The organism is Streptomyces gardneri (genome assembly GCF_006539185.1).
In the GTDB taxonomy this organism is placed as follows: domain Bacteria; phylum Actinomycetota; class Actinomycetes; order Streptomycetales; family Streptomycetaceae; genus Streptomyces; species Streptomyces gardneri.
In genome coordinates this window covers 32878-57194 of sequence record NZ_BJMN01000044.1, presented here as the reverse complement: position 1 = coordinate 57194, position 24317 = coordinate 32878, and the positions used below count along the sequence as shown (strand labels likewise).

Here is a 24317-nt window from a genome sequence, read left to right as displayed (position 1 = left end):
CCTGCGACGCCGGGGTCCTGTAGTCCGGGCGTCGCGACGCCCTGTAGCCGGGGCGCCGAAACGCCCGGCCACCCGTCCGGACCCCCGCCCCGCGCGGAGGTCCGGACACCGGCCCACGATGGGCCTATGCCGATCTCCGCCGCCCAGCGCGCCGCCCTGATCACCGCCACGACCGTGCTGCTCGCCGCCGCCGGATGCTCGGGCGGCTCGGACGACGCGGCCGAGACGACGAAGCCGAGCGGCTCGGCCGGACTGTCGGCGCTGGCGGAGCAGAAGCTGGTCTGGGCCCCCTGCACGGCGCCGTCCGCCGCCGAGGGCGGCGGGCCCGCGCCCTCGCCGCTCCCCGGCGGCACGCCCTGGGAGTGCTCCTTCCTCCAGGCGCCGCTGGACTGGGCGAAGCCCGACGGCGAGACCATCGAGCTGGCCCTCATCCGGGCGCGGGCCCGCGACGCCGACGCCCGCATCGGCTCCCTCGTCTTCAACTTCGGCGGTCCCGGCGGCTCGGGCATCACCGGCCTGCCGGGCTTCGCCAACGAGTACGAGTCCCTCCGCTCCCGCTACGACCTCGTCTCCTTCGACCCCCGCGGGGTGGGCCGCAGCGAACCCGTCGAGTGCGCGACCGACAAGGAGCTCGACGCGTACTACGCCCTCGACTTCACGCCCGACGACGCGGCCGAGGAGCGGACGCTGTCGGACGCGCAGAAGAAGTACGCGGACGGCTGCGAGAAGGACGCGGGGGCGGCCCTCCCCCACGTCGGCACGGAGAACGCCGCCCGGGACATGGACCTGATGCGCCAGGTCCTCGGCGACGACAAGCTCCACTACTTCGGCATCTCGTACGGCACCGAACTCGGCGGCGTCTACGCCCATCTCTTCCCGGAGAACGTGGGCCGGGCCGTCCTGGACGCCGTCGTCGACCCCGACGCGGGCGTCGAGGAGGGCGCGCTCGCCCAGGCGAAGGGCTTCCAGCTCGCCCTCGACAACTTCGCCCAGGACTGCGTGGACCGCGGCGACGAGTGCACCCTGCCCGGTACGAGCGTCGCCGAGGTCGAGTCGTTCATCACCGACCTCCTGGCCTCGCTCGACAAGAAACCGATCCCGGGCATCGGCGACCGCGAGCTGACCCAGACGCAGGCCACCAACGGCATCGCACAGGCCCTCTACTCCAAGGACTACTGGCCCTACCTGGAGCAGGGCCTCGAAGCGGCCGACGGCGGCGACGGCGCACTGCTCCTCTCGCTCTCCGACTCGATGAACGGGCGCGGCCAGACGGGCACGTACAGCAACATCCAGGCCGCCAACGCCGCCATCAACTGCGTGGACTTCAAGGAGCGCTACACCCTCGGCCAGGCGAAGGAGCGGCTCGACAAGTTCCGGGAGGCCTCCCCCGTCTTCGGCGACTTCATGGGCTGGGCGCTCGCGAGCTGCTCGCAGTGGCCGGTGCCGGGCACCTGGGAGCACCCGGACGTCTCCGCGGCCGGTTCGGACCCGCTCCTGGTCGTCGGCACGACCGGGGACCCGGCCACGCCGTACGAGGGCACGCGCGCGATGGTGAACGCGCTCGGCAAAGGCGTCGGCATCGAGCTGACGTACGAGGGCGAGGGCCACGGCGCCTACAACAGCGGCAACGCGTGCGTGAAGAAGGCGGTGGACGCCTACCTCCTGGACGGCAAGCTGCCGGCCTCGGGGACCGTCTGCAAGTGAGACCCCGCGAGCCCGCCTGATCGGCAGGACACCCCCTAGGATGGGCGGCCTTGCCGGGATCCTGGGGGAACACATGTCCATACGCGTACGCATGACGGTGCTCGCCGTGACCGGTCTCCTCGTCGCGGGCTGTACGAGCGGCGGGAGCGGCGCCGGAGGGACGACGGCGGCTCCGTCCGCCGCCATCACCACCCCGACGACGCCGCCGTCGCCGACGGCCGCCGACGCCAAGCCGTCGGCGGCCGCCACGCTCCCCGCGCTCCCCGCCTCCCTCACCGGCCAGCGCCTCGACTGGAAGCGCTGCGAGGCCCCTTCGAGCGGCCCGCGGCCCGGTCCCGAGTGGCGGTGCGCGTCGGTCAAGGTGCCGCTCGACCACGCGAAGCCCGAAGGCGCCACGATCCCCTTCGCGCTGATCCGCAAGGAGGCCGACGACGAGCGCGGCCGGATCGGCTCGCTCCTCTTCAACTTCGGCGGCCCCGGCGCCTCCGGCGTCGAGATCCTGCCGCAGGCGGCCGAGGAGTACGCGAAGCTGGGCGAGCGCTACGACCTGGTCGGCTTCGACCCCCGGGGCGTGGGCCGCAGCGCGGGCGTGGTCTGCCGGGACGACGCCGAACAGGCCGCCTCCGAGGCCTCGGTGGACCTCACCCCCGACACGGCCGCCGAGGAGGCCGCGTATCTGAAGGACAACACCGCCTTCGGCGCCGGCTGCGCCCGCCGCTCCGCGACGGTCCTCCCGCACACCACGACCACGGCCACCGCCCGCGACCTTGACCTGGTCCGGCAGGTCCTCGGGGACGACAGGCTCCACTACTTCGGCATGTCGTACGGGACACAGCTCGGCGGCACCTACGCCCACCTGTTCCCCTCCCGCGTGGGGCGGCTCGTCTTCGACGCGGTCGTCGACCCGACCGCCGACACCACCGGGCACGCCCGCCACCAGACGATCGGCTTCCAGCGGGCCCTGGACAACTACCTGAAGAGCATCGGCGAGGACCCGAAGGCCGGGTCGGAGCGGATCGCGCGCCTGCTGCGGAAGCTGGACCGCGAGCCGCTGACCGTCGGCGACCGCCGGCTGACCGAGGGCCTCGCGCTCACGGGCATCGCGGTCACGCTGTACGGGCAGTCCAACTGGCCGCTGCTCACCCAGGCCCTGGCCAATGCCGAGCAGGGCCGCGGCGCGACCCTGCTCGAACTCGCCGACTACTACAACGACCGGGACGCGAAGGGCCACTACTCGACGCAGTCGCACTCCCAGCGGGCGATCGCCTGCGCCGACTCCAGCGAGCGCCCGACCGCCGCGCAGGCGAAGGCGCTGATCCCGGAGTTCCGCGGGCTCTCCCCCGTCTTCGGGGCGTTCCTCGCCTGGGACACGGCCGGCTGGTGCGCGAACTGGCCGGTGAAGGGCGAGCGGACGACCCCGGAGGCGAGCGCCCCGGGCGCGGCCCCGATCCTCGTCGTCGGCACGACCGGCGACCCGGCGACCCCGTACGAGGGCGCGGAGAAGATGGCGAAGGAGCTCGGGGACGGCGTCGGTGTCCTGGTCACGAACAAGGGCGAGGGGCACGGCGCCTACGGCACCTCGCCGTGCGTGACGAAGACGGTCGACGCGTACTTCCTGAAGGGCACGGTCCCGAAGTACGGCACGACCTGCGGGTGACCACGCCCCCGGGCACGGCCTGCCGGCGGGCACGGGAAAGGGCCCGGACCTCGTGTCGAGGTCCGGGCCCTTTCCCGTGTCGCCTAGTAGACCGGCTTGTCGGGCTCGATCTGGTGGACCCAGCCGATCACGCCGCCGCCGACGTGCACCGCGTCCGCGAAGCCCGCGGACTTGAGCACCGCGAGGACTTCCGCACTGCGGACACCCGTCTTGCAGTGCAGGACGATCCGCTTGTCCTGCGGGAGGTCCTGGAGGGCGGTGCCCATCAGGAACTCGTTCTTCGGGATCAGTCGCGCGCCGGGGATCGAGACGATCTCGTACTCGTTCGGCTCGCGGACATCGATGATGTCGATGTTCTCGCCCTCGTCGATCCACTCCTTGAGCTGCTTCGGAGTGATCGTCGAGCCGAGCGCCGCCTCCTGGGCCTCCTCGGACACGACGCCGCAGAAGGCCTCGTAGTCGATGAGCTCGGTGACGGTGGGGTTCTCGCCGCAGACCGCGCAGCCCGGGTCCTTGCGGACCTTCACCTGGCGGTACTGCATCTCCAGGGCGTCGTAGATCATCAGTCGGCCGACCAGCGGGTCGCCCACGCCGGCGAGCACCTTGATGGCCTCGGTGACCTGGATGGAGCCGATGGACGCGCACAGCACGCCCAGGACGCCGCCCTCGGCGCAGGACGGGACCATGCCCGGCGGCGGGGGCTCCGGGTAGAGGCAGCGGTAGCAGGGGCCGTACTCGGACCAGAAGACCGAGGCCTGGCCGTCGAAGCGGTAGATCGAACCCCAGACGTACGGCTTGTTCAGCAGCACGCAGGCGTCGTTCACCAGGTAGCGCGTGGCGAAGTTGTCCGTGCCGTCGACGATCAGGTCGTACTGACCGAAGATCTCCATCACGTTCTCGGCTTCGAGCCGCTCCTCGTGAAGGATCACGTTCACGTACGGGTTGATGCCGAGCACGCTGTCGCGCGCCGAGGCGGCCTTGGAGCGGCCGATGTCGGCCTGGCTGTGGATGATCTGGCGCTGGAGGTTCGACTCGTCGACCTCGTCGAACTCCACGATGCCGAGCGTGCCCACGCCGGCGGCGGCCAGGTACATCAGCGCCGGCGAGCCGAGACCGCCGGCGCCGACACACAGCACCTTCGCGTTCTTCAGCCGCTTCTGCCCGTCCATCCCGACGTCCGGGATGATCAGGTGGCGGGAGTACCTGCGGACCTCGTCTACGGTGAGCTCGGCAGCCGGCTCGACCAGGGGTGGCAGCGACACGGGGACTCCGGTTGTCGGTATGTCAGTACGGTTGTTCTCCCCGTAACACTGCCACGCCCCTCCTCATTCCGAGACACCCGGTCCGATCCGCGAGACGATTTCGTCCCAGTAGCCGGGCAGCGAGTGAAATGGCGCACTTTCTCCCGGGCCACCCGCGCGGTCGGTGAAGAAGATCGTCCCGGCGCCCTGCCAGCGGGCGATCCGCAGCGCCTCGTCGAGATGCGTGCGCGGGACCCCGTGCACGAGGTGGACGAACTTCGCCTCCGGATGGTCGGCGGTCCACTCCGCCACCTGTGACCAGCGGTAGTCCACCCAGGAGCCGGAGAAGGTGACCAGCTGGTCGGCGGTCTCCGCGTACCCCGGGTGGGGGTGGGTGCCGTGCCCGAGGACGAGGTGCGCCTCGCCGCCGAGGACGGCCTCCAGGGTCGCGGTGAGCCGCCGCGTCCCGGCCAGGTCGGCCCGGTCGGCGGGGGCGCGGTCCAGGTAGTAGCCGTCCACCTTGTACCAGTCGAGGAAGCGGTGGGCGTCCGAGACCAGCTCCCCGAAGGGCCGGGAGCCGTACGCGAGGTCCAGGTGCCCGAGGACCCGGACCCCGGCGTTACGGAGCTTCCCGGCGGCCTCAAGACAGTGCGGGTCGGGACGGCTGCCCGGGCCGTCCGCGACATTGAGCACGGCCCAGTGCAGCGGGGTCCCGGGGCGGGTCAGCTCGCCCCACTCGACGGGGGCGAGCAGCGGGTGGGCGTAGCCGGGGACGCCCACCCCCAGGGCCTGGACCGCTCCCGTGGTGGTCGTCAGATGCGACACGCCGCCTCCATCCAGATGTCGGCGAGCGACTCCTCCAGATTGATCCGGGGCCGCCAGCCGAGCCGGTCGCGGGCGGTCCTGACGTCGGCCTGCTGCCAGGGGCCGCAGCCGTCGGGGTACGGGTAGGGGGCGGCGGCCAGCTGGTCGGCGATGGTCCCCTCGGTGCGGGGCGCGCCGATCATCGGGCGCTGCGGAATGCCGTGCGGGGCGTCCAGCTCGTGGAGGTTGCCGGTGTAGCCGGCGACCCGGGCGAGCACGGCGGCGGCGTCCCGGAGCCGGACCGCGCGGCCGGTGCCGATGTTGACGACGCCCTGGGCGGCGGAGAGGGAGGCCGCGTGGACGGCCCTGGCCACGTCCCGTACGTCGACGAAGTCGCGCTGCACGCCGAGTCCGCTGAGCTTGAGCTCGCCGTCCCCCGCCTGCATCGCGCGGCGCATCGCCTCGGCGAGGCGGCCGAGGGGGGAGCCGGCGGGTGTGCCGGGGCCGACGGGCGAGAACACCCGCAGGACGACGGCGTCGAGGCCCGAGCCGAGGACGAGTTCCGTCGCGGCCAGCTTGGACACCCCGTACGGGCCGCCGGGGCGGGGTACGGCGTCCTCGGCCGTGGAGGAGCCGGGCTGGCTCGGTCCGTACTCCGAGGCGCAGCCGACCTGGACGAGCCGGGCTCCGCAGCCGCTGCGGCGCAGGGCCTCGCAGACGGTGGCGACGGCGATGGTGTTGTGCCGGGTCAGCTCGCGGGCGCCGCCGCGGGTGGCGCCCGCGCAGTTGACGACGACCCCGGGGTGGACGGCGTCGAGGAAGCGGGTCAGCGCGCCGGGGCTGCCGGAGGCGAGGTCGAAGCGCACGTCGGCGTCGTCGCCCCGGCCGAGGGCGGTGAGGTGGACGGCCGGGTCGGCCAGCAGTCGGTCGGCGACGAAGCGGCCGATGAAGCCGTTGGCTCCGAGCAGTAGCACCCTCATCGTGCGGCCCCTACGTGCCGACCGGCCGGTCCTTGGGATCGAGGGGTCATGGTCTTCGGTCTCCTTGCGGGTGATGAGAGAGGTGACGGGGCACGCCCGCGGCGTCGGCTCCGCGGGTGCGCGGGGGATTCACTGGGGTTCTCAGGGGGTGGTGGCGTGGGCCGAGGCCCGGGCGAGGGCGCCGGTCGCGTGGGCCAGCAGGCCGAGCGCGGCGGCGCCGCAGACGAGGGTGGGTACGACCCCGGGTCCCGCGGCGTCGGCGAGGGCGCGCACGGGAGCGGCGAGCGCGTCGAAGCCGGGGGCGGGGACACGGGCGGCGAGGACGCTCGCGAGGGCGAGGGCCTCGGCGGCGCAGGCGGCGGCGAGCGCGGCGGAGGCCGTCTCGGGGAAGCCGTGCACGGTGAGGAGCCGGGCGAGCAGGAGGAGCGCGCCGAGGGCGAGGGCCCCCGGGCTGAATCCGGTGAGGGCCAGGAGCCCCGTGAGGGCGAGGAGCTGGAGCGTCACGGTGCCGAGGAGCAGGGGGCGGGCCCGGGCGGCGAAGTCAGCCAGTCCCCGGCTGTCGGCGATCCGGCGGCGGGCCCGGCTCGCGAAGAGATGGGCGCCCCAGGCGGCGGGGGCGACGGCGAGGGCGAGGGCGAGGAGGGGGCCGGGGGCGAGGTCCCAGGGCCCGTCGGGCCCGCCGGTCAGGACCTGCGCCAGGAGTCCGTCGCCGGCGACGGCGTATGCGAGGAGCCAGAGGGTCCAGACGCGGGCGGCGGGCACGGTCCGGCCGCCGGATGCGCGGAGCGGGCCGCGCCGGACGGCGAGGACGAGCGCCCCGGTGAGCGCGAGGGCCCCGGCGGCGCCGGCGGCGAGGCGTACGGAGCCGTCGGTGAGGGCGAGCCCGAGTCCGGCGAGCGCGGCGGCGGCGCCGGGCGCGAGGGCGGCGAGCACCCAGGGCGCGCGGACCGGCTCGCCGGGCACGGGGGCCGGGGGCGTGCCGGTGCCGCGGGGCACGCGCGCGTACAGCTCCTCGGCGAGCGCGAAGACGTCGCGGTGCCGGAAGCGGGCGGCGGTCCGGTCGGTGAACCCCTGCGCTTCGAGCCCGGCGGCGATCTCCAGCGGGTCGACGGCGCGCTCGCAGAGCTCCCGGTGGCGGTGCATGAGCACCTTGACGGGGTCGGCGTTGCCGCGGCGGGGCCGGGGGGTGGAGGCCGAGGGGGCGGGCGCCGGCGCACCCTGCCCCGCGGCCGGCGCGGGGGCCCCGGCCGCGGGGGCGCGGTCCGTCGCGACCGTCCAGGCGAGACCGGGCTCCGGGGCGTCGGGGCGGTCGGCGCCTCCGTGCGCGGACGTGCCGGCCGGCGGGGGTTCGGTGGTGACCGGGGCTATCCCGGACGGCGCGGCGTCGAAGGGGCCGGAAGCATCGGGGGCCGCAGGGGCGTCCGGGGCAGCCGAAGCATCCGGGGCCGCCGGCTCGTCCGGTGCCGTCGACGCGTCCGAAGCTGCGGGGACGTCCGGGGCAGCAGGGACGTCCGCGGCAGCCGGATCGGCCAGGCCCGCCGTCGCGTCCGGGGCAGCCGAAGCATCCGGAGCCGCAGGGAGGTCCGCGGCCACCCGATCGGCCAGGCCCGCCGTCGTATCCGGGGCAGCCGTCGCGCTCGAAGCCGCAGGGGCATCCGGAGCCGCAGAGACGTCCGCGGCCGCCGGACCGGCCAGGCCCACCGTCGCGTCCGGTGCGGCCCCCGGCTTCTCGGCCGTGCTGAGGTCGCGGGCGGTCTCGGGGGCGGCCGGGGTCAGGGCCGGGGTGCCGAGGAGGGCTTCGGAGCGGGCGTCCCAGGCTCCGGGGCTCGTGGGGGCGGCGGGGCCGCGCATGGGTGTGCCTCCTTCAGGCATCGGGGGCTCCTGTGCCCGCGGTCACGGCCTGGTGCGTCCAGCTGCCGGGCACATGGGCCTCGGCCGGGTGGGCGAAGGGCACGCCGTCCCCGGGGCGGTGGCGCACCGGCGCGTGGGAGAGAAGCTCCAGGTAGATACCGCGGAACGCGGCGAGGTTCTGATCGACGGTGAAGAGTTCGAGCGCGCGGGCGCGGGCCGCCGCGCCCAGCCGGTGGCGGCGCTCGGGGTCCCTGAGCAGCGCGAGGCACGCGTCGGCGAGGGCGCGCGGGTTGCGCGGCGGGACGACGAGGCCGGTGCCGCCGATGACCTCGACGACCGCGCCGACATCGGTCGAGACGGTGGCGCGGGCGCAGAACATCGCCTCGACGAGGCTGGTCGGAAAGCCCTCGACGACGCTGGAGAGGACGACGACGGCGGCGGAGGCGTATGCGTCCTCAAGGGTGGGCGCCTCGGGGCCGCCGAGCTCCTCGAAGGTGACGGGGTTCTCGCCGACGGCGTGCGCCACCGGGGCCTCGTCGGGGAAGAGCTGCGCCGCGAAGCCCTTGCAGTGGGTGAGGTACGCGTCGGCGCACGGCTCACCGTTGGGGACGGCGACGATCCGGAGCCGGACGTCGGGCTGCCGGGCGCGGAGGTCGGCGAAGGCGTGCAGCAGGGCGACGAGGTCCTTGGCGGGTTCGACGCGGCCGACCCAGACGAGGGTGGCCGGGTCGCCGCTCTCCTCGTCCTCGCCGACCTCGGCGAAGCGGTCGGCGGCGAGGCCGGGGTGGACAGTGCGGATCCGGGCGCGGTCGGCGCCGCACTTCTCCTGCCAGCGGCGGGCGTGGGCGTTGCCGGGGGTGAGGAGCGCGGCCTGACCGTAGGTCTCGGCGGCGAGCCGGCCGTGGAGGGCGGCGAGGAGGGCGCGCAGGGGGGCGGAGTGCCGGGCGACGGCCGGCGAGAGGTAGTGCGCGCGGAGCTGGACGCCGTACTCGGTGACGAGGAGGGGCGTTCCGAAGAAGCGTTTGGCCAGGAGGCCGGGGAGGGCGGTCGTGCCGCCGGCGGTGGCGTGGCAGAGGTCGACGGCGCCGAGCGCCTCCTCCTCGTACCAGTCGAGGGAGAGCGGGCGCAGGGCGCGCTCCAGGTGGTCGGCGAAGGCGAGGTGGTCGGGGAGGCCGGCCGCCGCCGCGGTCCGGCGTGCGCCGGGGGCGCGGCAGGCGGTTTCGAGGGCGCGGACGGCGTCGTCGGAGCGGAGCGCGCCGGGCAGTCCGCCGCGCTCGCGGGCGAGGTCGGCGAGGGCGTAGAGGCCGGTGGCGAAGGACCCCTCGTCGTGTTCGGCGCAGAGGCCGGTGGCGAGGGCGTGGAAGGCCTCGGTGAAGCGGCGGCGCTCGCGGCGGCCGTAGGCGCGGCGGGAGGCGCGGTCGTCGCCGAAGGCGGCCCGCTCGATGCGGCTCCCCGGGGCGGTGCCGACGCCGGGGCCGCTCACGTCTCCCGTGCGGACGGTCCGGGCGTTCGGGGGGAGCGGCATGCTGGTGGGTCCGAGGGCGTAGAGGTCGAACTGGTGCTGCCCGAGCCCGTGTACGAGCCGTTCGCACCAGAGTCCGGCCTCACCGGTGGCGTACGGGTGGCCACCTTCCATGAGCAGTCCGATCCGCACGAGCACACCCCCGATCTCCCTTGACGACGGCCACCGTTCGGTGCGGCGACTCACAGCGGGAAGAACGTAAGCGGAGATACCGGTGGTGTGACGGACGGTTGTCCGTCGCACCACCGGAAGGGGTGAATGCACGTAACTTTCCCGACCCGGTCGCGTTCGGTCGCGATACGAGGCCGATCGGTTACGGAGTGTCAGGCAGCGGCCAGCTCCTGGCGTCGTCCCCGGCGCTCGGCCGCGAGGACCGGGTCGAGGGACGGGACGGCGGCGAGGAGCCGGCGCGTGTACGGATCCTGGGGTGCGCCGTACACCTCCTCGACCGTGCCCTGCTCGACGATCCGGCCGCCGCGCATGACGGCGACGCGGTCGCTGACCTGGCGGACGACGGCGAGGTCGTGGGCGATGAAGACGAGCCCGAGGCCCAGTTCGGCCTGGAGCTCGGCGAGCAGCGCAGTCACCTGGGCCTGGGTGGTGACATCGAGAGCGGAGACGGGTTCGTCGCAGACGACGACCCGGGGTTCGGCGGCGAGCGCGCGGGCGATGCCGACGCGCTGCCGCTGGCCGCCGCTGAACTCGTGCGGGTAGGCCGCGTGCCGGTCGGGTTCGAGCCCCACCCGGTCGAGCAGCTCCCGCACCCGGGACCGGATCCGGGTCTCGTCGCGCTCCCCCGCCGCGCGCAGCGGGTCGGCGATCGACTCGCCCACGGAGCGGCGGGGGTTGAGGGAGGAGACGGGGTCCTGGAAGACCATCTGGAGCTCGCGGCGGTACGGGCGCAGCTCCCGCTCCGACAGGGCGCCGATCTCCGTACCCCCGTAACGGAGTCGGCCCCCCGTCGGGTCGAGGAGCCGCACGAGCATGCGGCCGAGGGTGGTCTTTCCGCTGCCGGACTCCCCGACGACGCCGAGGGTCTCGCCCGCGTGGACGGTGAGCGAGACACCGTCGACGGCGGCGACCGCCCGCTTGCCGCGCCCGAACTCCCGCCGCAGGTCGACCGCTTCGAGGAGCGGCTCGCCCGTGGGCGCGGGGGCGGCGGGCCGCAGCGGCCCGTCGAGCCGGGGCACGGCGCCGAGCAGCCTGCGCGTGTACGGCTCCGACGGGGCGCCCAGCACCGAGTCGACGGGGCCGCGTTCGATCTCGCGGCCGCCGCGCATGACGAGCACCTCGTCGACGCTCTCGGCGGCGACGCCCACGTCGTGGGTGACGAGGAGCAGCGCCGTGCCCGTCTCGCGCCGGAGCTCGTGCAGCAGGTCGAGGATCTGGGCCTGCACGGTGACGTCGAGGGCGGTGGTCGGCTCGTCGGCGACGATGAGCCGGGGCTCGCAGGCGAGGGCCATCGCGAGGAGCGCGCGCTGGCGCATGCCGCCGCTGAACTCGTGCGGGCGGGAGCGGGAACGGCGGGCCGCGTCGGGGATGCCGACCCGGTCGAGGACCTCCACGGCGCGGGCCCGGGCGTCCCGGCGGGAGCCTCCGGCGTGGATCCGGTGGACCTCGGCGATCTGGTCGCCGATGGCGTAGTAGGGGTCGAGGGCGGACAGCGGGTCCTGGAAGACCATGGCGGCGACGCCGCCGCGCAGTCTCCGCAGCTCGCCGGGGCCGGCGGCGCCGACGTCGATGCCGCCGACGCGCACGGAGCCGGTGACCCGCGCGCCGGTCCCCCGGTGGAGGCCGAGGAGGGCGCCCGCGACGGTGGACTTGCCGCTGCCGGACTCGCCGACGAGGGCCAGGGCGCGGCCTTCGCCGAGGGTGAAGGAGAGCCCGTCCACGGCCCGCACGGAGCCGCCTTCGCGGTCGAACCCGACGGTGAGGTCCCGGACTTCCACCAGGGGGTCTTCGCTGTGCCGGGTCATGTCAGGACCACCCTTCGGTCGGCGGCGGCGTACAGCAGGTCGGCGACGACGCCGGCGAGGACGACGGCCACGCCCATCACCATGACCACGCCGACCACGACCGGCAGGTCGATCTCGCGCACGCCGTCGAGGAGGGTCTTGCCGAGGCCGGGGATGCCGAAGAGGGACTCGGTGAGCACGGCCCCGCCGAACATGTAGCCGAGGTCGACGGCGCTGACCGCGACGACGGGCGGGACGGCGCCGCGCAGCGCGTGGCGGGTGACGACGGCCCGCTCCCCCACGCCGTAGGCGCGGAAGGTGCGGATGTGGTCCTCGGCGAGCGTCTCCAGGGTCGAACTCCTTGTGAGTCGCGCGTATTTGGCGGATTCGAAGAGGCCGAGGGTGAGCCAGGGCAGGAGCATGTTCCAGGCCCACTGCTCGGGGTTCTCGCCGAGCGGCACATAGGTCGGGAAGGGCAGCCACTGGAGGTAGGCGCAGACGACCATCAGGAGCAGCAGTCCGAGGATGAAGACGGGCGTGCCGGTCGCGGCGAGGGTGAGGACGGTGAGGATCCGCTCGGTCGGGCCGCCCCGGCGCAGCGCCGAGAGCAGTCCGGTGCCGACACCGACGACGAGCCAGACGACGAGCGCGCCGAGCGCGAGCGAGGCGGTGGCCGGGAGCCGCTCCAGGACGAGCTGGGTGACCTGCTGGTCGCTCTGGTACGAGAGCCCGAGGCAGGGCGCGTCGCAGCGCACGACGGAGGTTCCCGTGGAGTAGTCGCGGCCGACGAACACACCCTGGAGGAAGTGCGCGTACTGCGCGAACACGCCTTCGTTCAGACCGAGTTGCTCGCGCACCTGGGCGATCTGACGCGGGTTGCAGCGCTCGCCGCAGGCGAGCCGCGCGGGGTCGCCCGGCGCGAGGTAGAAGAGGGCGTACACGAGGACCGAGAGCGCCAGGAGGACGAGCGCGGCACCCGCGAGCCGCTTGAGGACGTAGCGGGTCATCGGGAGGTCTCCTTACGGGTGCCCACGCGCAGCCGGCTCGCCTCGCGCGGGTCGAGGGCCGTGCGGACCGCGTCGCCGAGGACGGTGAAGGCGAGCACGGTGACGAAGAGCAGTCCGGCGGGCAGCAGGACGTACGCGGGGTCGGCGCGGAACCAGGTCTGCGCGGTCGACAGCATCTGCCCCCAGGACGGGGTGGGCGGGGTGACGCCCACGCCGAGGAAGGAGAGGGCGGCCTCGACGACCATGTTGGTGGGGACGGAGATCGCCGCGTAGGTGATGACGGGGGCGGCGAGCGCGGGCAGCAGTTCCCTGCGGGCGGTCCGCCACCGGCCCGAGCCGGCGAGGCGGGAGGCGGCGACGAAGTCGAGGCTCTTGAGGGTGAGCGTCTGGGCGCGCACGATCCGGGAGGTGCCGGCCCAGCCGAGCAGGCCGATGACGAGGATCAGCAGCAGCGGGCGGGGGAAGTCCCGGGGGACGACGGCGGTGAGCGCGATGGCGAGGACGAGCATCGGCAGGGCGACGAGCACGTCGGTGATCCTGCTGAGGATCCCGTCGGCCCAGCGGCTGCCGAGCCCGGCGGCGAGGCCGACGAGGACGCCGATGAGGACCTGGACGGCGGTGGCGCCGACGGCGACGAGGAGCGAGACCCGGGCGCCGTGGAGGAGGCGGGCGAAGAGGTCACGCCCTGTGCCGGGTTCGACGCCGAGCCAGTGGTCGGCGCTCACCCCGCCGAAGGAGCCGTACGGGACGCCGCCGCGGGCCGAGTCGACGAGGTCGTCGTGGTACGCGTACGGGTCCTGGCCCTCCAGGGCGGCGAACAGCGGTGCGGCGAGGGCGAGAAGGACGAGCAGGAGGAGGACCCCGGCGGAGACGACGGCGGCGGGGCGTCCGCGGAGCCGTCGCAGGAGCTGCCGGGCGGCGCCCGTGGCGGGGATGCCCGCCACGGGCGCCGACGTGTCGGTCGGAGCGGTCACTTGACGGAGACCTGCGAGATGTCGAGGACGCCGGTCCAGTCGCTGATGACGACGTTCTTGATGTCCTTGCCGACGAGCCGCTTGTAGACGGGGTGGAAGAGCGGCACGTCGAGCGCCTGCGCGCCGATCTTCTTGTCGAGGGCGCCCCAGCGGACGGCGGCGGCCTGGAGGTCGGTCAGCTTGTTGATCTCGTCGATCTCCTTGTTGACCGCCGGGTCGTTCAGCTGCGCGTGGTTGTAGTTGGAGCCGTTGGTGACGATCTGGCGCCCGTCGAAGATCGGCGCGAGGAAGGGGCCGCCGGCCGGCCAGTCGGCACCCCAGCGGGAGAGGAAGAAGCCGGGCGCGTCCTTGACGCTCCACCGCTTCTCGTTGAAGGAGTTGGGCTCCTGCCCGTCGAGCTTGACGGTGATGCCCGCCTTGCCGAGGGCCTCCTGGACGGCGGTGGCGATCTCGGGGCTGGTGGTGCGGTTCTGGGCGGTGGAGTGCAGCAGGGTGACGGTCAGGCCGTTCGGGAATCCGGCCTCCTTCAGCAGCGCCTTGGCCTTCTCCGGGTCGCCGGTCTTCCCGGCCGGGAAGTGGTCGTACGGCGTGAAGCCGAAGGACTTCTGCTCGGGCAGGAAGGTGGTGGCGGGCTCGGCGAGCGCGGAGCCGCCGGCCGCGTTGACGACGCTGGTGCGGTTGACGGCGTACGAGATCGCCTGCCGGACCTTGGGGTTGTCGAAGGGCTTCACCTTCGGGTTGAAGGCGATGTAGTTGGTGAAGCCGAAGCGGCCGGTGCCGACACGGGCGGCGAGCGCCTTGTCGGAGCCGATCTGGGCGAGTTCGGCCGGTCCGAGGTTGGTGTCGGTGGTGACGGCGGCGGCGTCGGACCTGGAGGAGGTGGCGAGGCGCTGGTTGATGACGGCCTCGTCGAGGCCGGCCTTGACGTCGATCCTGTCCGGGTAGGCCTTGCGCTCCTCGTCGGTCTTGGGGTCCCAGTGCTCGTTGCGCTCCAGGACGAGGCGCTCGCCGTCGTTCTCGTTCTTGACGACCTTGTACGGGCCGGAGGAGACGGGGTGCTCCTCGTACTTCGCGCCGGTGTCCTTGGCCCGGGGCACGGGGGCGAACTGGGTCTGCGTGGCGACGAAGGGGAACTCGCCCTCGGGCTTCTTCAGCTTGAAGACGATGGTCCGGTCGTCGGGCGTGACGACGGACGCGAGGCCCTTCTTGTCCTTGTAGGGGCCCTCGTACGTGTCACCGCCGACGAGCCAGTCGCGCAGGTAGGGGGCGCCGCCGGAGAGTTCGGCGGCGAAGGAGCGCTCGATGCCGTACTTGACGTCGGCGCTGGTGATGGGCGTGCCGTCCTCGAACTTGAGGCCCTCCTTGAGGGTGTACGTCCACTCCGTCGCGTCCTTGTTGGGGCGGCCGAGGTCGGTGGCGAGGTCGGGGACGACCTTGCTGCCGGCGGCGCCCGCCTCCCGGTTGCGGGTGGTGAGCGTACGGAAGACGAGGGAGGGGACGTTGCCGCCGCCGGAGGTGTAGAGACGGGCCGGATCGAAGTCGGTCTGGGCTTCGCTGTTGAGGACGGTGAGCGTGCCGCCCTTCTGCGGGCCGCCCGCGGCCCCCTTGCCTGCGGAGGCTCCCCCCTTGGCGCCGGTGTCCTCGGGTCCCGCGCAGGCGGCGGCGCCCGTGGCCAGGACGAGACTGACGGCGGCCGCTGCCACGCGGCGCGAAATGACGGACGATTGACGCATCGGAGAAGACCTCTCGGAGAACTGCGGGCGGGAAAAAGGGAATTCCGCGCAGGCAGCGGCGAGCGGCGACTTCCGGAAGGAATGACGGAGTACCGGAACAGCACAGGAGAGAGCCGCGCCTGCGGGAGGGAAACACCCGGGCGCGGAATGGCGTCAGCGGTATCTGGGAAGCAGAAAAGGGGCCGACGCGCGCTCGGGGCAGGTCAGCTACAGAGAATGTCGGCCACGGCGTGCCGGGTCACGCCGATGAGCGCCAGCTCAATGGCGGCGCGATCGAAGGCGACGTGACGGTGCGACATGCCGAGAAATATGAACGAACGCACGAGCGATGTCAACGCGCATTCCGGAATTCCCGAGACGCGCGTCTCACCATGTGATCATCGCCGGATCGGACGGAACGTCAACTTCCGGGATACACCCACGGGTTGGGGCGACAGGCGATTCCGTCGACCCGCAGCGACTTCGTCTGCTGCTGCATCACGGGGGCGAGCGCGCCGGGAGTCCCGCAGCTCACGTGCCCGTGCCCGAGCCGGTGCCCGACCTCGTGGTTGATGAGCATCTGGCGATAGGCGTACATGGCCTTGGGTCCGAAGGTCTCCGAGCCCTGCGCCCAGCGGAACGCGTTGATCATCACGCGCTCGGTGCTGGCGGAATCACAGGAGACATTGTCGACCGTCGTGTCGAGTCCGGACTTCCGGCACCACTCCCCGGTGGTGCCGGGACTCGCGAGCGTGATGACGAACTGGGGTTCTCCGGAGGAGATCCGCTCGAAGGTCATCGCGCCCTGACCGGCCCAGCTGCGTTCGTCGTTGAGCGTCTTGTGCACGGCCGAGGCGAAGAGCACGGGGTCGAGCCCGATCCCCTTCTCGACGTCGATCCGGTAGCGGACGAGGCGGCCCTTGCCCGGCGCCTTCTGGAAGCCCGGCACGGCCTCGAACTCCCCGGAGCCGGTCAGCTTCGGATCGATCGGGAACTGGCGGGTCATGAGCTGCTCGTACGTCGGCGCCGGGGCCGACGCGGACGCGGAGGGCGCGGCGGGTGCGGCGGTCGCCGGGCGCGTCGGGGTGACCCGGTCGTCGGAGCGGGAGGCGGAGTCGTCGCCCGCGGCCCGCTCGGCCGGTCCGTCGGCGGCATGGGCGGTGCTCGGCGCGGCTCCCCGGTCGGCGACCTGTCCGGCGACCACGACGGCGAGGACGGTGGTCACGGCAGCGGCCGCGATACCGGTCAGGGTGCGGCCCTTGAAGGTCCGGCCGGCGGTCTCGTCGACCGGGGTCCCTGCGCCGTTCTCCGCGCCGTCGTCCACTCCGGTCGGGTTCTCGCGCCGGGGTCCGGGGATGAACGGCCCCTGGGGACCGGCCTGTTCGGTCGGGGGTGCGTCCTGCCCGGGCGCGGTGGCGCGGTGCGAGCCGCGCCGGTGGCCGTACCCCTCGGGCCGCGGCCCGGCGCCCTCGTCGTGCTGCGGATGCCCGCCCCGCACGGGAGTGGTCCCGTAGGCGGGGATGCCGTACGCGGGCGTGCCGGGGGTCCCGTGCGCCGGGGTGTCGAAGACCCCGCCGCCGTAGCCCTGACCACTGGAGGTCCGACCGCCGTACCCCTGACCGCCGTAGAACTGCGGCCCGGACGACTGCTGCCCGGTCGACTGCGGCCCCGTCGGCTGCTGCCCGTATTGAGGTGCCCCGTACTGCGGAGCCCCGTGTGACGGCGCTCCGTACCGAGGTGTCCCGTGCGCCGGCGTACCGCCGGCGTCCTGACCCTCGCCCGGCGCCCTGCGGCGGCGCCCCGGACCCGATGCCTGTCCGGGTGCCGCCCCGGTCTGCCCGGGTGCTGTCGTCCGGGGCTGCCCGGCCGCGCTCTGCGGCGCCGCCCCCGTCGTCCGTCCGGCCGCCGCGCGCTGCTCGGTGTCGGGCACCGAGGGCGCGGGGCCCTTGCGACTATGTCGTCCCACGCCCCGGATCAGCTCCCGCCGTCTTCGGCGATCAGTTCCCGCGCGGCCTGGGCGACCGTCTCGGGGTACTCCATCATCGCCACGTGCCCCGCGTCCGGCAGGGTCAGCAGGCGCGAGCCGCGGAAGGCGGCGGCCGCCCTCCGGGCCATCCGGTACGAGACGAGCTGGTCGCGCGCGCCGTAGACGAGCAGCGTCGGCGCGAGCACGCGCTCGGCCTGCCGCCACAGCCCGTGCTGACCGCCGAGCGTATAGGCGTCGACGATGCCGCGCGAGGAGCGGGCCATGGCGTCCCAGAAGTACGGGAGCTCCAGGCGTCGCTCCATCTCCTCGACGGCGTGCAGGAAGCCCTCGTCGGTGACCCGGCCGGGGTCCCCGTAACAGAGCGAGAGGACGCCGCGGACGCGCTGCTCGGGCGTCCAGTCCCGGGAGAGCTTCGCGAAGAGCGAGGCGACGCCGGGCACCGCGAGCATCACGGTGGGCCAGGCGGTGCGCTGGGCGCGCAGCTCGGGCAGGGCCGGCGAGATGAGTGTGAGGGTGCGGACCAGGTCGGGCCGGACGGCGGCGACGCGGGTGGCGACGGCGCCGCCCAGCGAGTTGCCGAAGAGGTGGACCGGTCCGCGCCCGCCGGCGTCCAGGAGCCGGATGACGGCCCGGGCGTGCCCGGTGACCGAGTAGTTGCCGTCGTCGGGCGGCGGGGAGTCGCCGAAGCCGGGCAGGTCGACGGCCTCGCCGTCGACGAGGTCCGCGAGCAGCGGCATGAGCGCCGACCAGTTCTGCGAGGAGCCGCCGAGGCCGTGCACGTACAGCGCGGGCGGCAGACCGGCGCGGGTGCCGGGGCGGGCCCGCACGGTGAGGGTGAGTCCGGGCAGGGCGACGGAGCGGAGCTCCTCGCCGTCGGCGACCCTTACGGGGCGGATCCGCGGCGCCTGCGGTGCGGCGGCGGTCCGGGTTTCCGGCAGCTCGGTCGAGGACATGGCCGCAATATTACGAGACGATCACGCGAGGGCGTGTGTGGGTGCCGTCACAAGTGCGTGTGCGGCGGGGCGCGTGTGCTCCTACGCTCGAAGTGAGGGCCATCGGAGAGGACCGCGGACCCCGCGCGCCGGAAGGAACCGCATGACTGTCGATCCGACCGAGCCGGACACATTCGCCGAGGAAGAGGACGTCGTGCTCGACCAGGAAATCCCCGAGGCCGACGCGGCCGAGCAGCACACCGAACTGCAGCAGCGCGAGGACGAGCACCCCACACATATCGAGCACGAGTCGGCGAACGAGGCCGATGCGTCCGATCAGGCGCGTGTCGTCGCGCTCGACGAGGACGACTATCGCTGATTTGTTCGGTTTAATCTTGAATCGACTGTCGACCAGGGCGTCCGGTCCATGAAATTCTGCGTTCGCACCGCGCACAGCCGGGTTACCCAAAAGTACGATGGCGGCGCGGCGCGACAGCGCGCATGGATCGATTCTTGGGAGGCCGCGTGAGCGCCATCGAGCAGACAGAGGCAGCACGCCCTCGGGGCACGCGCCTGCCGCGACGTGCCCGACGGAACCAGCTGCTCGGCGCGGCCCAGGAGGTCTTCGTCGCCCAGGGGTACCACTCGGCCGCGATGGACGACATCGCCGAGCGGGCGGGCGTCAGCAAGCCGGTGCTCTACCAGCACTTCCCCGGAAAGCTGGAGCTCTACCTGGCCCTGCTCGACCAGCACTGCGAGTCCCTCCTGCAGTCGGTGCGCACGGCCCTGGCCTCCACCACGGACAACAAGCTCCGCGTCGCGGCGACGATGGACGCCTACTTCGCGTACGTCGAGGACGAGGGCGGCGCCTTCCGGCTGGTCTTCGAGTCCGATCTGACGAACGAGCCGGCCGTGCGCGAGCGCGTGGACCGGGTCAGCCTGCAGTGCGCCGAGGCGATCTCCGACGTCATCGCCGAGGACACCGGGCTCTCCAAGGACGAGTCGATGCTGCTCGCCGTGGGGCTCGGCGGCGTCTCCCAGGTCGTCGCCCGCTACTGGCTGTCCAGCGAGTCGAAGATCCCCCGCGAGAAGGCCGTGGGCCTGCTGACCTCGCTCGCCTGGCGCGGCATCGCGGGCTTCCCGCTGCACCCGGTCGAGGGCCAGCTGAGCGCCGAGGGCCACTGAGCCGCGTCCCGGCCCTCGCGCCGGTCCCGGTCGCGGTCCGGTCGTGGTCGCGGTCCGGTCCGGTCCTGGTCGCGGTCCCGGCGCATTCCCGCGGGCTGTTCGCTCCTGGCGTGCCGCCGCTGAGCCGTACGCGTCCCCTCACCGGGCTAATGTGTGCAGCGTACGGCGCGGAAGTCGCGCAACGCTGACCGTTCGGAGGGACATAGCCGTGGAGGTCAAGATCGGCGTGCAGCACGCACCCCGGGAGATCGTTCTGGAGAGCGGGCAGTCCGCCGAGGAGGTGGAGCGCGCGGTGGCCGACGCTCTGGCCGGCAAGGCGCAGCTGCTCAGCCTCTCGGACGAGAAGGGCCGCAAGGTCCTCATCCCGTCCGAGAAGATCGCGTACGTGGAGCTCGGCGAGCCCGCCGTGCGTCGGGTGGGCTTCGGCGCCCTCTGAGTCCCGGATCTACGGGAAAGGCCCGGTGGACCGTCACGGTCCACCGGGCCTTTCGTGTGTCCTCGCCGTGGCCGAACGACCACGTCACGAGGGTGGGTGAGGATTGCCGTCGTGGCGCCGGGGGTAGGAGGGCTACGACCGCAACACCCGCCCCGCAGCACCCGCGAGGTGATCCGCCGTGTTCCTGGAAGCCCTCGGTTCCGCTCTGCTCGGCTTCGCCCTGGCCTGGGCCGCCGTGCACCGGCTGGCCGACCGCCTCCCCTCCCGGGGGACCGTCCTCATGACCGGCGCGCTGGGCGGCGTCTTCGGTGCGCTCGTGACCCACGGGGCGCTGGGCCCCGGCCACTTCCTCGCCACCCTCATCGGTGCGGTGGCGGTCGCGGCGGTGCTGCTCTCGCTGCTGATCCGCCCGGCCTCGCGCAGGCTGCGACGATCAGCGGCGGCGTGAACAGCGCCGCCCGACGACGGACGAGAAGCCTTACGCGGCCAGGCCGAGCGCGGCCATGCGCTTGGTGTGGGCCTCGGTGATCCGGGAGAACATCCGGCCGACCTCGGCGAGGTCGAAGCCGTCCGCGACACCGCCGACCAGCATCGTCGACAGCGCGTCGCGCTCGGCGACCACACGCTGGGCCTGCGAGAGCGCCTCGCCCATCAGGCGGCGCGCCCAGAGCGCGAGCCGGCCGCCGACGCGGGGGTCGGCGTCGATCGCCGCGCGGACCTTCTCCACGGCGAAGTTGCCGTGGCCGGTGTCGTCGAGCACCGACAGGACGAGCCCGCGCGTGTCGGAGTCGAGCCGGGCCGCGACCTCCCGGTAGAAGTCGCTGGCGATCGAGTCGCCGACGTACGCCTTGACGAGGCCCTCCAGCCAGTCCGACGGCGCGGTCTGGCGGTGGAAGTCGTCGAGCGCCTTGGCGAAGGGCTCCATCGCGGTGGTCGGCTCGACGTCCACGGCGGCGAGGCGGTCCCGCAGCTGCTCGAAGTGGTGGAACTCGGCGGAGGCCATCTTCGCCAGCTCCGCCTTGTCCGCGAGGGTCGGCGCCAGCTTGGCGTCCTCGGCGAGCCTCTCGAAGGCCGCCAGCTCTCCGTAGGCCAGCGCGCCGAGGAGGTCGATCACGGCGGCGCGGTACTGCGGCTCGGCGGATGCCGTGGCCCAGTCCTCGGCGGCGATCCCGGTCGGTGTGGCGTTGTCAGGCGTCTCCATGGAGCGCACAATAGCCCGCTCCCGCCGCCGGGAAGGCCCTGGTCAGTCAGTGTGACCGTGCCCTCATCACGTTTTCTCCCAACACACATGCGCGATTCCGGGGTACAGTGATAAAGCGCCTGCTGAGTATGCGGACATGCTTTCGCACGTTCGGACGTACACGGTGGGCCGACTCATGAATGAGGATGCCCGGTCGGTGGCCCGATCGGCTCCGGCCCGACAGCCCTTCCGGCGGACCCGCGGAAGGGTCACCTCAGCGGTACGACGCTCGAGCGACGGCAGTGGTCCCGTGCCACCTGGCCGGCTGTGATCTTCCCGATCCGGCAGCCAGTGTTCCGGCACGGTACGACCCCCATCGTTCGCCTCGTACCGCGTCCACAGAAGAGGCAGCACCCTGACTACGACTTTCCGAGAGCTCGGAATCCTTCCCGAGACGGCCGAGGCCCTTGAGGCCGTCGGTATCGTCACCCCCTTCCCCATCCAGGAGATGACCCTCCCGGTCGCCCTCACCGGCACCGACGTCATCGGCCAGGCCAAGACCGGCACGGGCAAGACCCTCGGTTTCGGCCTCCCCATCCTGGAGCGCGTGACCGTTCCCGCGGACGTCGAGGCCGGCCGGGCGAAGCCCGAGCAGCTGACCGACGCCCCGCAGGCGCTCGTCGTCGTCCCCACCCGCGAGCTGTGCCAGCAGGTCACCAACGACCTCCTGACCGCCGGCAAGGTGCGCAACGTCCGCGTGCTCGCCATCTACGGCGGCCGCGCGTACGAGCCGCAGGTCGAGGCGCTGAAGAAGGGCGTCGACGTCGTCGTCGGCACCCCCGGCCGTCTGCTCGACCTGGCCGGCCAGCGCAAGCTCGACCTCTCGCACGTCAAGGTCCTCGTCCTGGACGAGGCCGACGAGATGCTCGACCTGGGCTTCCTGCCCGACGTCGAGAAGATCATGAACATGCTTCCGCCGAAGCGTCAGACCATGCTGTTCTCGGCGACCATGCCGGGCGCGGTCATCGGCCTCGCCCGCCGCTACATGTCGCAGCCGACGCACATCCGCGCCACGTCGCCCGACGGTGAGGGCGCGACCGTCGCCAACATCAAGCAGCACGTCTACCGCGCGCACAACATGGACAAGCCGGAGATGGTCTCCCGCATCCTGCAGGCCAACGGCCGCGGGCTCGCGATGATCTTCTGCCGTACGAAGCGCACGGCGGCCGACATCGCCGAGCAGCTGGAGCGGCGCGGCTTCGCGTCCGGCGCGGTCCACGGCGACCTCGGCCAGGGCGCCCGTGAGCAGGCGCTGCGCGCCTTCCGCAACGGCAAGGTGGACGTCCTCGTCTGCACCGACGTCGCCGCCCGAGGCATCGACGTCGAGGGTGTCACCCACGTCATCAACTACCAGTCGCCCGAGGACGAGAAGACCTTCCTCCACCGCGTGGGCCGCACCGGCCGCGCCGGTGCGAAGGGCACGGCCGTGACGCTGGTCGACTGGGACGACATCCCGCGCTGGCAGCTCATCAACAAGGCGCTGGAGCTGGACTTCCACGACCCGGTCGAGACGTACTCCTCGTCCCCGCACCTCTACGAGGAGCTGGACATCCCGGCGGGCACCAAGGGCATCCTGCCCCGCACCGAGCGGACCCGTGCGGGTCTGGGCGCGGAGGAGCTCGAGGACCTGGGCGAGCCCGGCGGACGCCGTGGCCGCGGCCCGAAGGCGGCCGACAAGCCCGAGACGACGGAGGAGCGTCCGGCCCGTACGCGGACCCCGCGTCAGCGCCGTCGCACCCGTGGCGGCAGCGACCTCGGTGACGCCCCGGTGTCGACGGCTCCGGCCGCTGCCGTGTCCGCCGCTCCGGCCGCTCCGGTGACCGAGGACGCCCCGGCCGAGTCCGGTCCGCGCACCCCGCGTCGCCGTCGCCGTACCCGTCCGGGCGGCCCCGGCATCGCGCAGCTCGCCCAGGCCGCTCCCGTGACGCAGGCCGCTCCTGTGGCCCAGGCCGCTCCGGTCGTGGAGGCCGCTCCGGTGGTCCAGGCCGCTCCGGCCCCCGCCGCCGAGGAGCCGAAGGCTCCCCGTCGCCGTGCCCGTGCCGCCCGCCCGGAGGCCGTGACGGCCGCGCCCGTCGCCCAGGCCCCCGCGGTCCAGGAGGCCCCGCCGGCCCCGCGCCGTCGCCGTCCGCGTGTGCGGCCGGTCGAGGACACCGTCTCCTTCCAGACGGTCGAGACCGCCGCGGCCGCCCTGCGGAACGCTTCGGTCGTCGAGGCGCCCGCCGCCCCGGTCGTCGAGGCCCCCGTGGAGGCCCCGGCGGAGCCGAAGAAGGCCCCGCGTCGCCGTACGGCCAAGAAGGCCGTCGCGGAGGCGGTCACCGTCGCCGCTCCGGTGACCGAGACCGTCGCCGCTCCGGTGACCGAGACCGTCGAGGCCGTCGCCGAGGTCACGGCCGAGGTTCCCGCCCCGCGCCGTCGCCGCGCGGTCCGCAAGGCCACCGGTTCCCCGGTGACCGCCGAGGCGCCGGTGGCCGAGGCCCCCATCGTCGAGCCGGTCGCCGAGCCGGCCGTCGAGGAGGCCCCCAAGGCTCCCCGCGCCCGCCGCACCGCCCGCAGGCCCGCCGGTTCCCCGGTCACGGCCGAGGCCCCGGTGAGCGAGATCGTCGTCGAGGCCGTCGCGGCCCCGGTGGTCGAGGAGGCCCCCAAGGCCCCGCGCGCCCGCCGCACCGCCCGCAGGCCCGCCGGTTCCCCGGTCACGGCCGAGGCCCCGGTGGCCGAGGTCGTCGTCGTCGAGGCCGTCGCGGCCCCCGTGGCCGAGCCGGTCGCGGAGCCGGTCGTCGAGGAGGCCCCCAAGGCCGCCAAGGCGCCGCGTGCCCGCCGTACGACCAAGAAGGCCGCGGCCACCGAGGCCGTCGCCGAGACGGTCGAGGTCCCCGTGGCCGAGCCGGTCGCCGAGGAGGCCCCGAAGGCTCCGCGTCGCCGCACCACGAAGAAGGCCGTCGTCGCCGAGGCGCCCGACGCCTCGGAGCCGAAGAAGCCGACGCGTCGCCGTACGACGAAGAAGGCCGCTGCCGCCGAGGCCGAGGCCGTCGACGCCCCGGCCGTCGAGGAGGCCCCGAAGGCTCCGCGTCGCCGCACCACGAAGAAGGCGGCGGCGGCTCAGCCCGAGAGCTGATCCCGCCCCGTCACGGCC

20 protein-coding genes are annotated in these 24317 nt (G+C 73.6%); 7 read left to right on the top strand and 13 right to left on the bottom strand.

Annotated elements, in window-relative coordinates:
• Nucleotides 1-126: 126 nt before the first annotated feature.
• Nucleotides 127-1704 carry an alpha/beta hydrolase gene (locus SGA01_RS30445; RefSeq protein ID WP_141300433.1) on the top strand — a complete coding sequence of 526 codons (1578 nt, stop codon included), beginning with the start codon at nt 127-129 and terminating at the stop codon, nt 1702-1704.
• Nucleotides 1705-1777: 73 nt separating this feature from the next.
• The gene (locus SGA01_RS30440) at nt 1778-3361 is read left to right on the top strand and encodes an alpha/beta hydrolase (protein ID WP_174867549.1); all 1584 of its coding nucleotides are present in this window, start codon (nt 1778-1780) and stop codon (nt 3359-3361) included.
• 83 nt (nt 3362-3444) lie between these two features.
• Here SGA01_RS30440 and moeZ read toward each other — a convergent pair whose 3' ends face one another.
• The 12 genes from moeZ to SGA01_RS30385 all read right to left on the bottom strand — a co-directional run bounded on the left by moeZ (nt 3445) and on the right by SGA01_RS30385 (nt 18347).
• Nucleotides 3445-4623 (bottom strand): adenylyltransferase/sulfurtransferase MoeZ, encoded by a 1179-nt coding sequence (gene moeZ, locus SGA01_RS30435; RefSeq protein WP_141300431.1) that lies wholly within the window; start codon nt 4621-4623, stop codon nt 3445-3447.
• A gap of 63 nt (nt 4624-4686) precedes the next feature.
• Nucleotides 4687-5427, bottom strand: a complete 741-nt coding sequence (locus SGA01_RS30430; protein ID WP_141300429.1) for a spherulation-specific family 4 protein — start codon at nt 5425-5427, stop codon at nt 4687-4689.
• Nucleotides 5415-6386: an NAD-dependent epimerase/dehydratase family protein gene (locus SGA01_RS30425; RefSeq protein ID WP_055641452.1), complete on the bottom strand. Its 972-nt coding sequence runs from the start codon at nt 6384-6386 to the stop codon at nt 5415-5417. Before SGA01_RS30425 ends, SGA01_RS30430 begins: the two co-directional genes overlap by 13 nt.
• A 141-nt stretch (nt 6387-6527) precedes the next feature.
• On the bottom strand, nt 6528-8237 hold the full coding sequence (locus SGA01_RS41475) for a hypothetical protein (RefSeq protein WP_167534222.1): 1710 nt from the start codon (nt 8235-8237) through the stop codon (nt 6528-6530).
• Nucleotides 8238-8250: 13 nt separating this feature from the next.
• Nucleotides 8251-9891 carry a glycosyltransferase gene (locus SGA01_RS30415; protein ID WP_141300474.1) on the bottom strand — a complete coding sequence of 547 codons (1641 nt, stop codon included), beginning with the start codon at nt 9889-9891 and terminating at the stop codon, nt 8251-8253.
• Between the two features lie 191 nt (nt 9892-10082).
• The gene (locus SGA01_RS30410) at nt 10083-11735 is read right to left on the bottom strand and encodes a dipeptide ABC transporter ATP-binding protein (RefSeq protein WP_141300427.1); all 1653 of its coding nucleotides are present in this window, start codon (nt 11733-11735) and stop codon (nt 10083-10085) included.
• On the bottom strand, nt 11732-12721 hold the full coding sequence (locus SGA01_RS30405; RefSeq protein WP_141300425.1) for an ABC transporter permease: 990 nt from the start codon (nt 12719-12721) through the stop codon (nt 11732-11734). The genes SGA01_RS30410 and SGA01_RS30405 overlap by 4 nt, the downstream gene beginning before the upstream one ends.
• A complete protein-coding gene (locus SGA01_RS30400) occupies nt 12718-13695 on the bottom strand; it encodes an ABC transporter permease (RefSeq protein ID WP_141300423.1) in 978 nt (325 codons plus the stop codon). Before SGA01_RS30400 ends, SGA01_RS30405 begins: the two co-directional genes overlap by 4 nt.
• Complete coding sequence (locus SGA01_RS30395; RefSeq protein ID WP_141300421.1) at nt 13692-15428, bottom strand: ABC transporter substrate-binding protein; 1737 nt, start codon at nt 15426-15428, stop codon at nt 13692-13694. Before SGA01_RS30395 ends, SGA01_RS30400 begins: the two co-directional genes overlap by 4 nt.
• A 203-nt stretch (nt 15429-15631) precedes the next feature.
• Nucleotides 15632-15727: an Ms4533A family Cys-rich leader peptide gene (locus SGA01_RS42990; protein WP_317598890.1), complete on the bottom strand. Its 96-nt coding sequence runs from the start codon at nt 15725-15727 to the stop codon at nt 15632-15634.
• A 101-nt stretch (nt 15728-15828) separates the two neighbouring features.
• Complete coding sequence (locus tag SGA01_RS30390; protein WP_141300419.1) at nt 15829-17373, bottom strand: DUF3152 domain-containing protein; 1545 nt, start codon at nt 17371-17373, stop codon at nt 15829-15831.
• Nucleotides 17374-17381: 8 nt separating this feature from the next.
• Nucleotides 17382-18347 carry an alpha/beta fold hydrolase gene (locus tag SGA01_RS30385; protein ID WP_141300417.1) on the bottom strand — a complete coding sequence of 322 codons (966 nt, stop codon included), beginning with the start codon at nt 18345-18347 and terminating at the stop codon, nt 17382-17384.
• A gap of 142 nt (nt 18348-18489) precedes the next feature.
• Between SGA01_RS30385 and SGA01_RS30380 the strand changes: the two genes are divergently transcribed.
• From SGA01_RS30380 to SGA01_RS30365, 4 genes are all read left to right on the top strand, one after another.
• A complete protein-coding gene (locus tag SGA01_RS30380) occupies nt 18490-18705 on the top strand; it encodes an Rv3202a family protein (protein ID WP_055641457.1) in 216 nt (71 codons plus the stop codon).
• Nucleotides 18706-18851: 146 nt separating this feature from the next.
• Nucleotides 18852-19511 (top strand): TetR/AcrR family transcriptional regulator, encoded by a 660-nt coding sequence (locus tag SGA01_RS30375; RefSeq protein ID WP_055641458.1) that lies wholly within the window; start codon nt 18852-18854, stop codon nt 19509-19511.
• Nucleotides 19512-19719: 208 nt separating this feature from the next.
• Nucleotides 19720-19947: a DUF3107 domain-containing protein gene (locus SGA01_RS30370; RefSeq protein ID WP_055641459.1), complete on the top strand. Its 228-nt coding sequence runs from the start codon at nt 19720-19722 to the stop codon at nt 19945-19947.
• Between the two features lie 178 nt (nt 19948-20125).
• Complete coding sequence (locus SGA01_RS30365; protein WP_055641460.1) at nt 20126-20395, top strand: hypothetical protein; 270 nt, start codon at nt 20126-20128, stop codon at nt 20393-20395.
• Between the two features lie 30 nt (nt 20396-20425).
• On the opposite strand, the gene SGA01_RS30360 is transcribed toward SGA01_RS30365, so the two are convergent.
• Nucleotides 20426-21148 carry a ferritin-like fold-containing protein gene (locus SGA01_RS30360; protein ID WP_055641461.1) on the bottom strand — a complete coding sequence of 241 codons (723 nt, stop codon included), beginning with the start codon at nt 21146-21148 and terminating at the stop codon, nt 20426-20428.
• Nucleotides 21149-21635: 487 nt separating this feature from the next.
• Here SGA01_RS30360 and SGA01_RS30350 point away from each other — a divergent pair, with 487 nt between their 5' ends.
• The gene (locus SGA01_RS30350) at nt 21636-24299 is read left to right on the top strand and encodes a DEAD/DEAH box helicase (RefSeq protein WP_141300415.1); all 2664 of its coding nucleotides are present in this window, start codon (nt 21636-21638) and stop codon (nt 24297-24299) included.
• Nucleotides 24300-24317 lie beyond the last annotated feature (18 nt).

What these genes read in the sequence shown, in the direction of transcription:
- SGA01_RS30445 (WP_141300433.1), top strand. Translation starts at nt 127, where the DNA reads ATGCCGATCTCCGCCGCCCAGCGCGCCGCCCTGATCACCGCCACGACC.
- SGA01_RS30440 (WP_174867549.1), top strand. Translation starts at nt 1,778, where the DNA reads ATGTCCATACGCGTACGCATGACGGTGCTCGCCGTGACCGGTCTCCTC.
- SGA01_RS30425 (WP_055641452.1), bottom strand. Translation starts at nt 6,386, where the DNA reads ATGAGGGTGCTACTGCTCGGAGCCAACGGCTTCATCGGCCGCTTCGTC.
- SGA01_RS41475 (WP_167534222.1), bottom strand. Translation starts at nt 8,237, where the DNA reads ATGCGCGGCCCCGCCGCCCCCACGAGCCCCGGAGCCTGGGACGCCCGC.
- SGA01_RS30410 (WP_141300427.1), bottom strand. Translation starts at nt 11,735, where the DNA reads ATGACCCGGCACAGCGAAGACCCCCTGGTGGAAGTCCGGGACCTCACC.
- SGA01_RS30405 (WP_141300425.1), bottom strand. Translation starts at nt 12,721, where the DNA reads ATGACCCGCTACGTCCTCAAGCGGCTCGCGGGTGCCGCGCTCGTCCTC.
- SGA01_RS30395 (WP_141300421.1), bottom strand. Translation starts at nt 15,428, where the DNA reads ATGCGTCAATCGTCCGTCATTTCGCGCCGCGTGGCAGCGGCCGCCGTC.
- SGA01_RS42990 (WP_317598890.1), bottom strand. Translation starts at nt 15,727, where the DNA reads ATGTCGCACCGTCACGTCGCCTTCGATCGCGCCGCCATTGAGCTGGCG.
- SGA01_RS30385 (WP_141300417.1), bottom strand. Translation starts at nt 18,347, where the DNA reads ATGTCCTCGACCGAGCTGCCGGAAACCCGGACCGCCGCCGCACCGCAG.
- SGA01_RS30380 (WP_055641457.1), top strand. Translation starts at nt 18,490, where the DNA reads ATGACTGTCGATCCGACCGAGCCGGACACATTCGCCGAGGAAGAGGAC.
- SGA01_RS30360 (WP_055641461.1), bottom strand. Translation starts at nt 21,148, where the DNA reads ATGGAGACGCCTGACAACGCCACACCGACCGGGATCGCCGCCGAGGAC.
- SGA01_RS30350 (WP_141300415.1), top strand. Translation starts at nt 21,636, where the DNA reads ATGACCCTCCCGGTCGCCCTCACCGGCACCGACGTCATCGGCCAGGCC.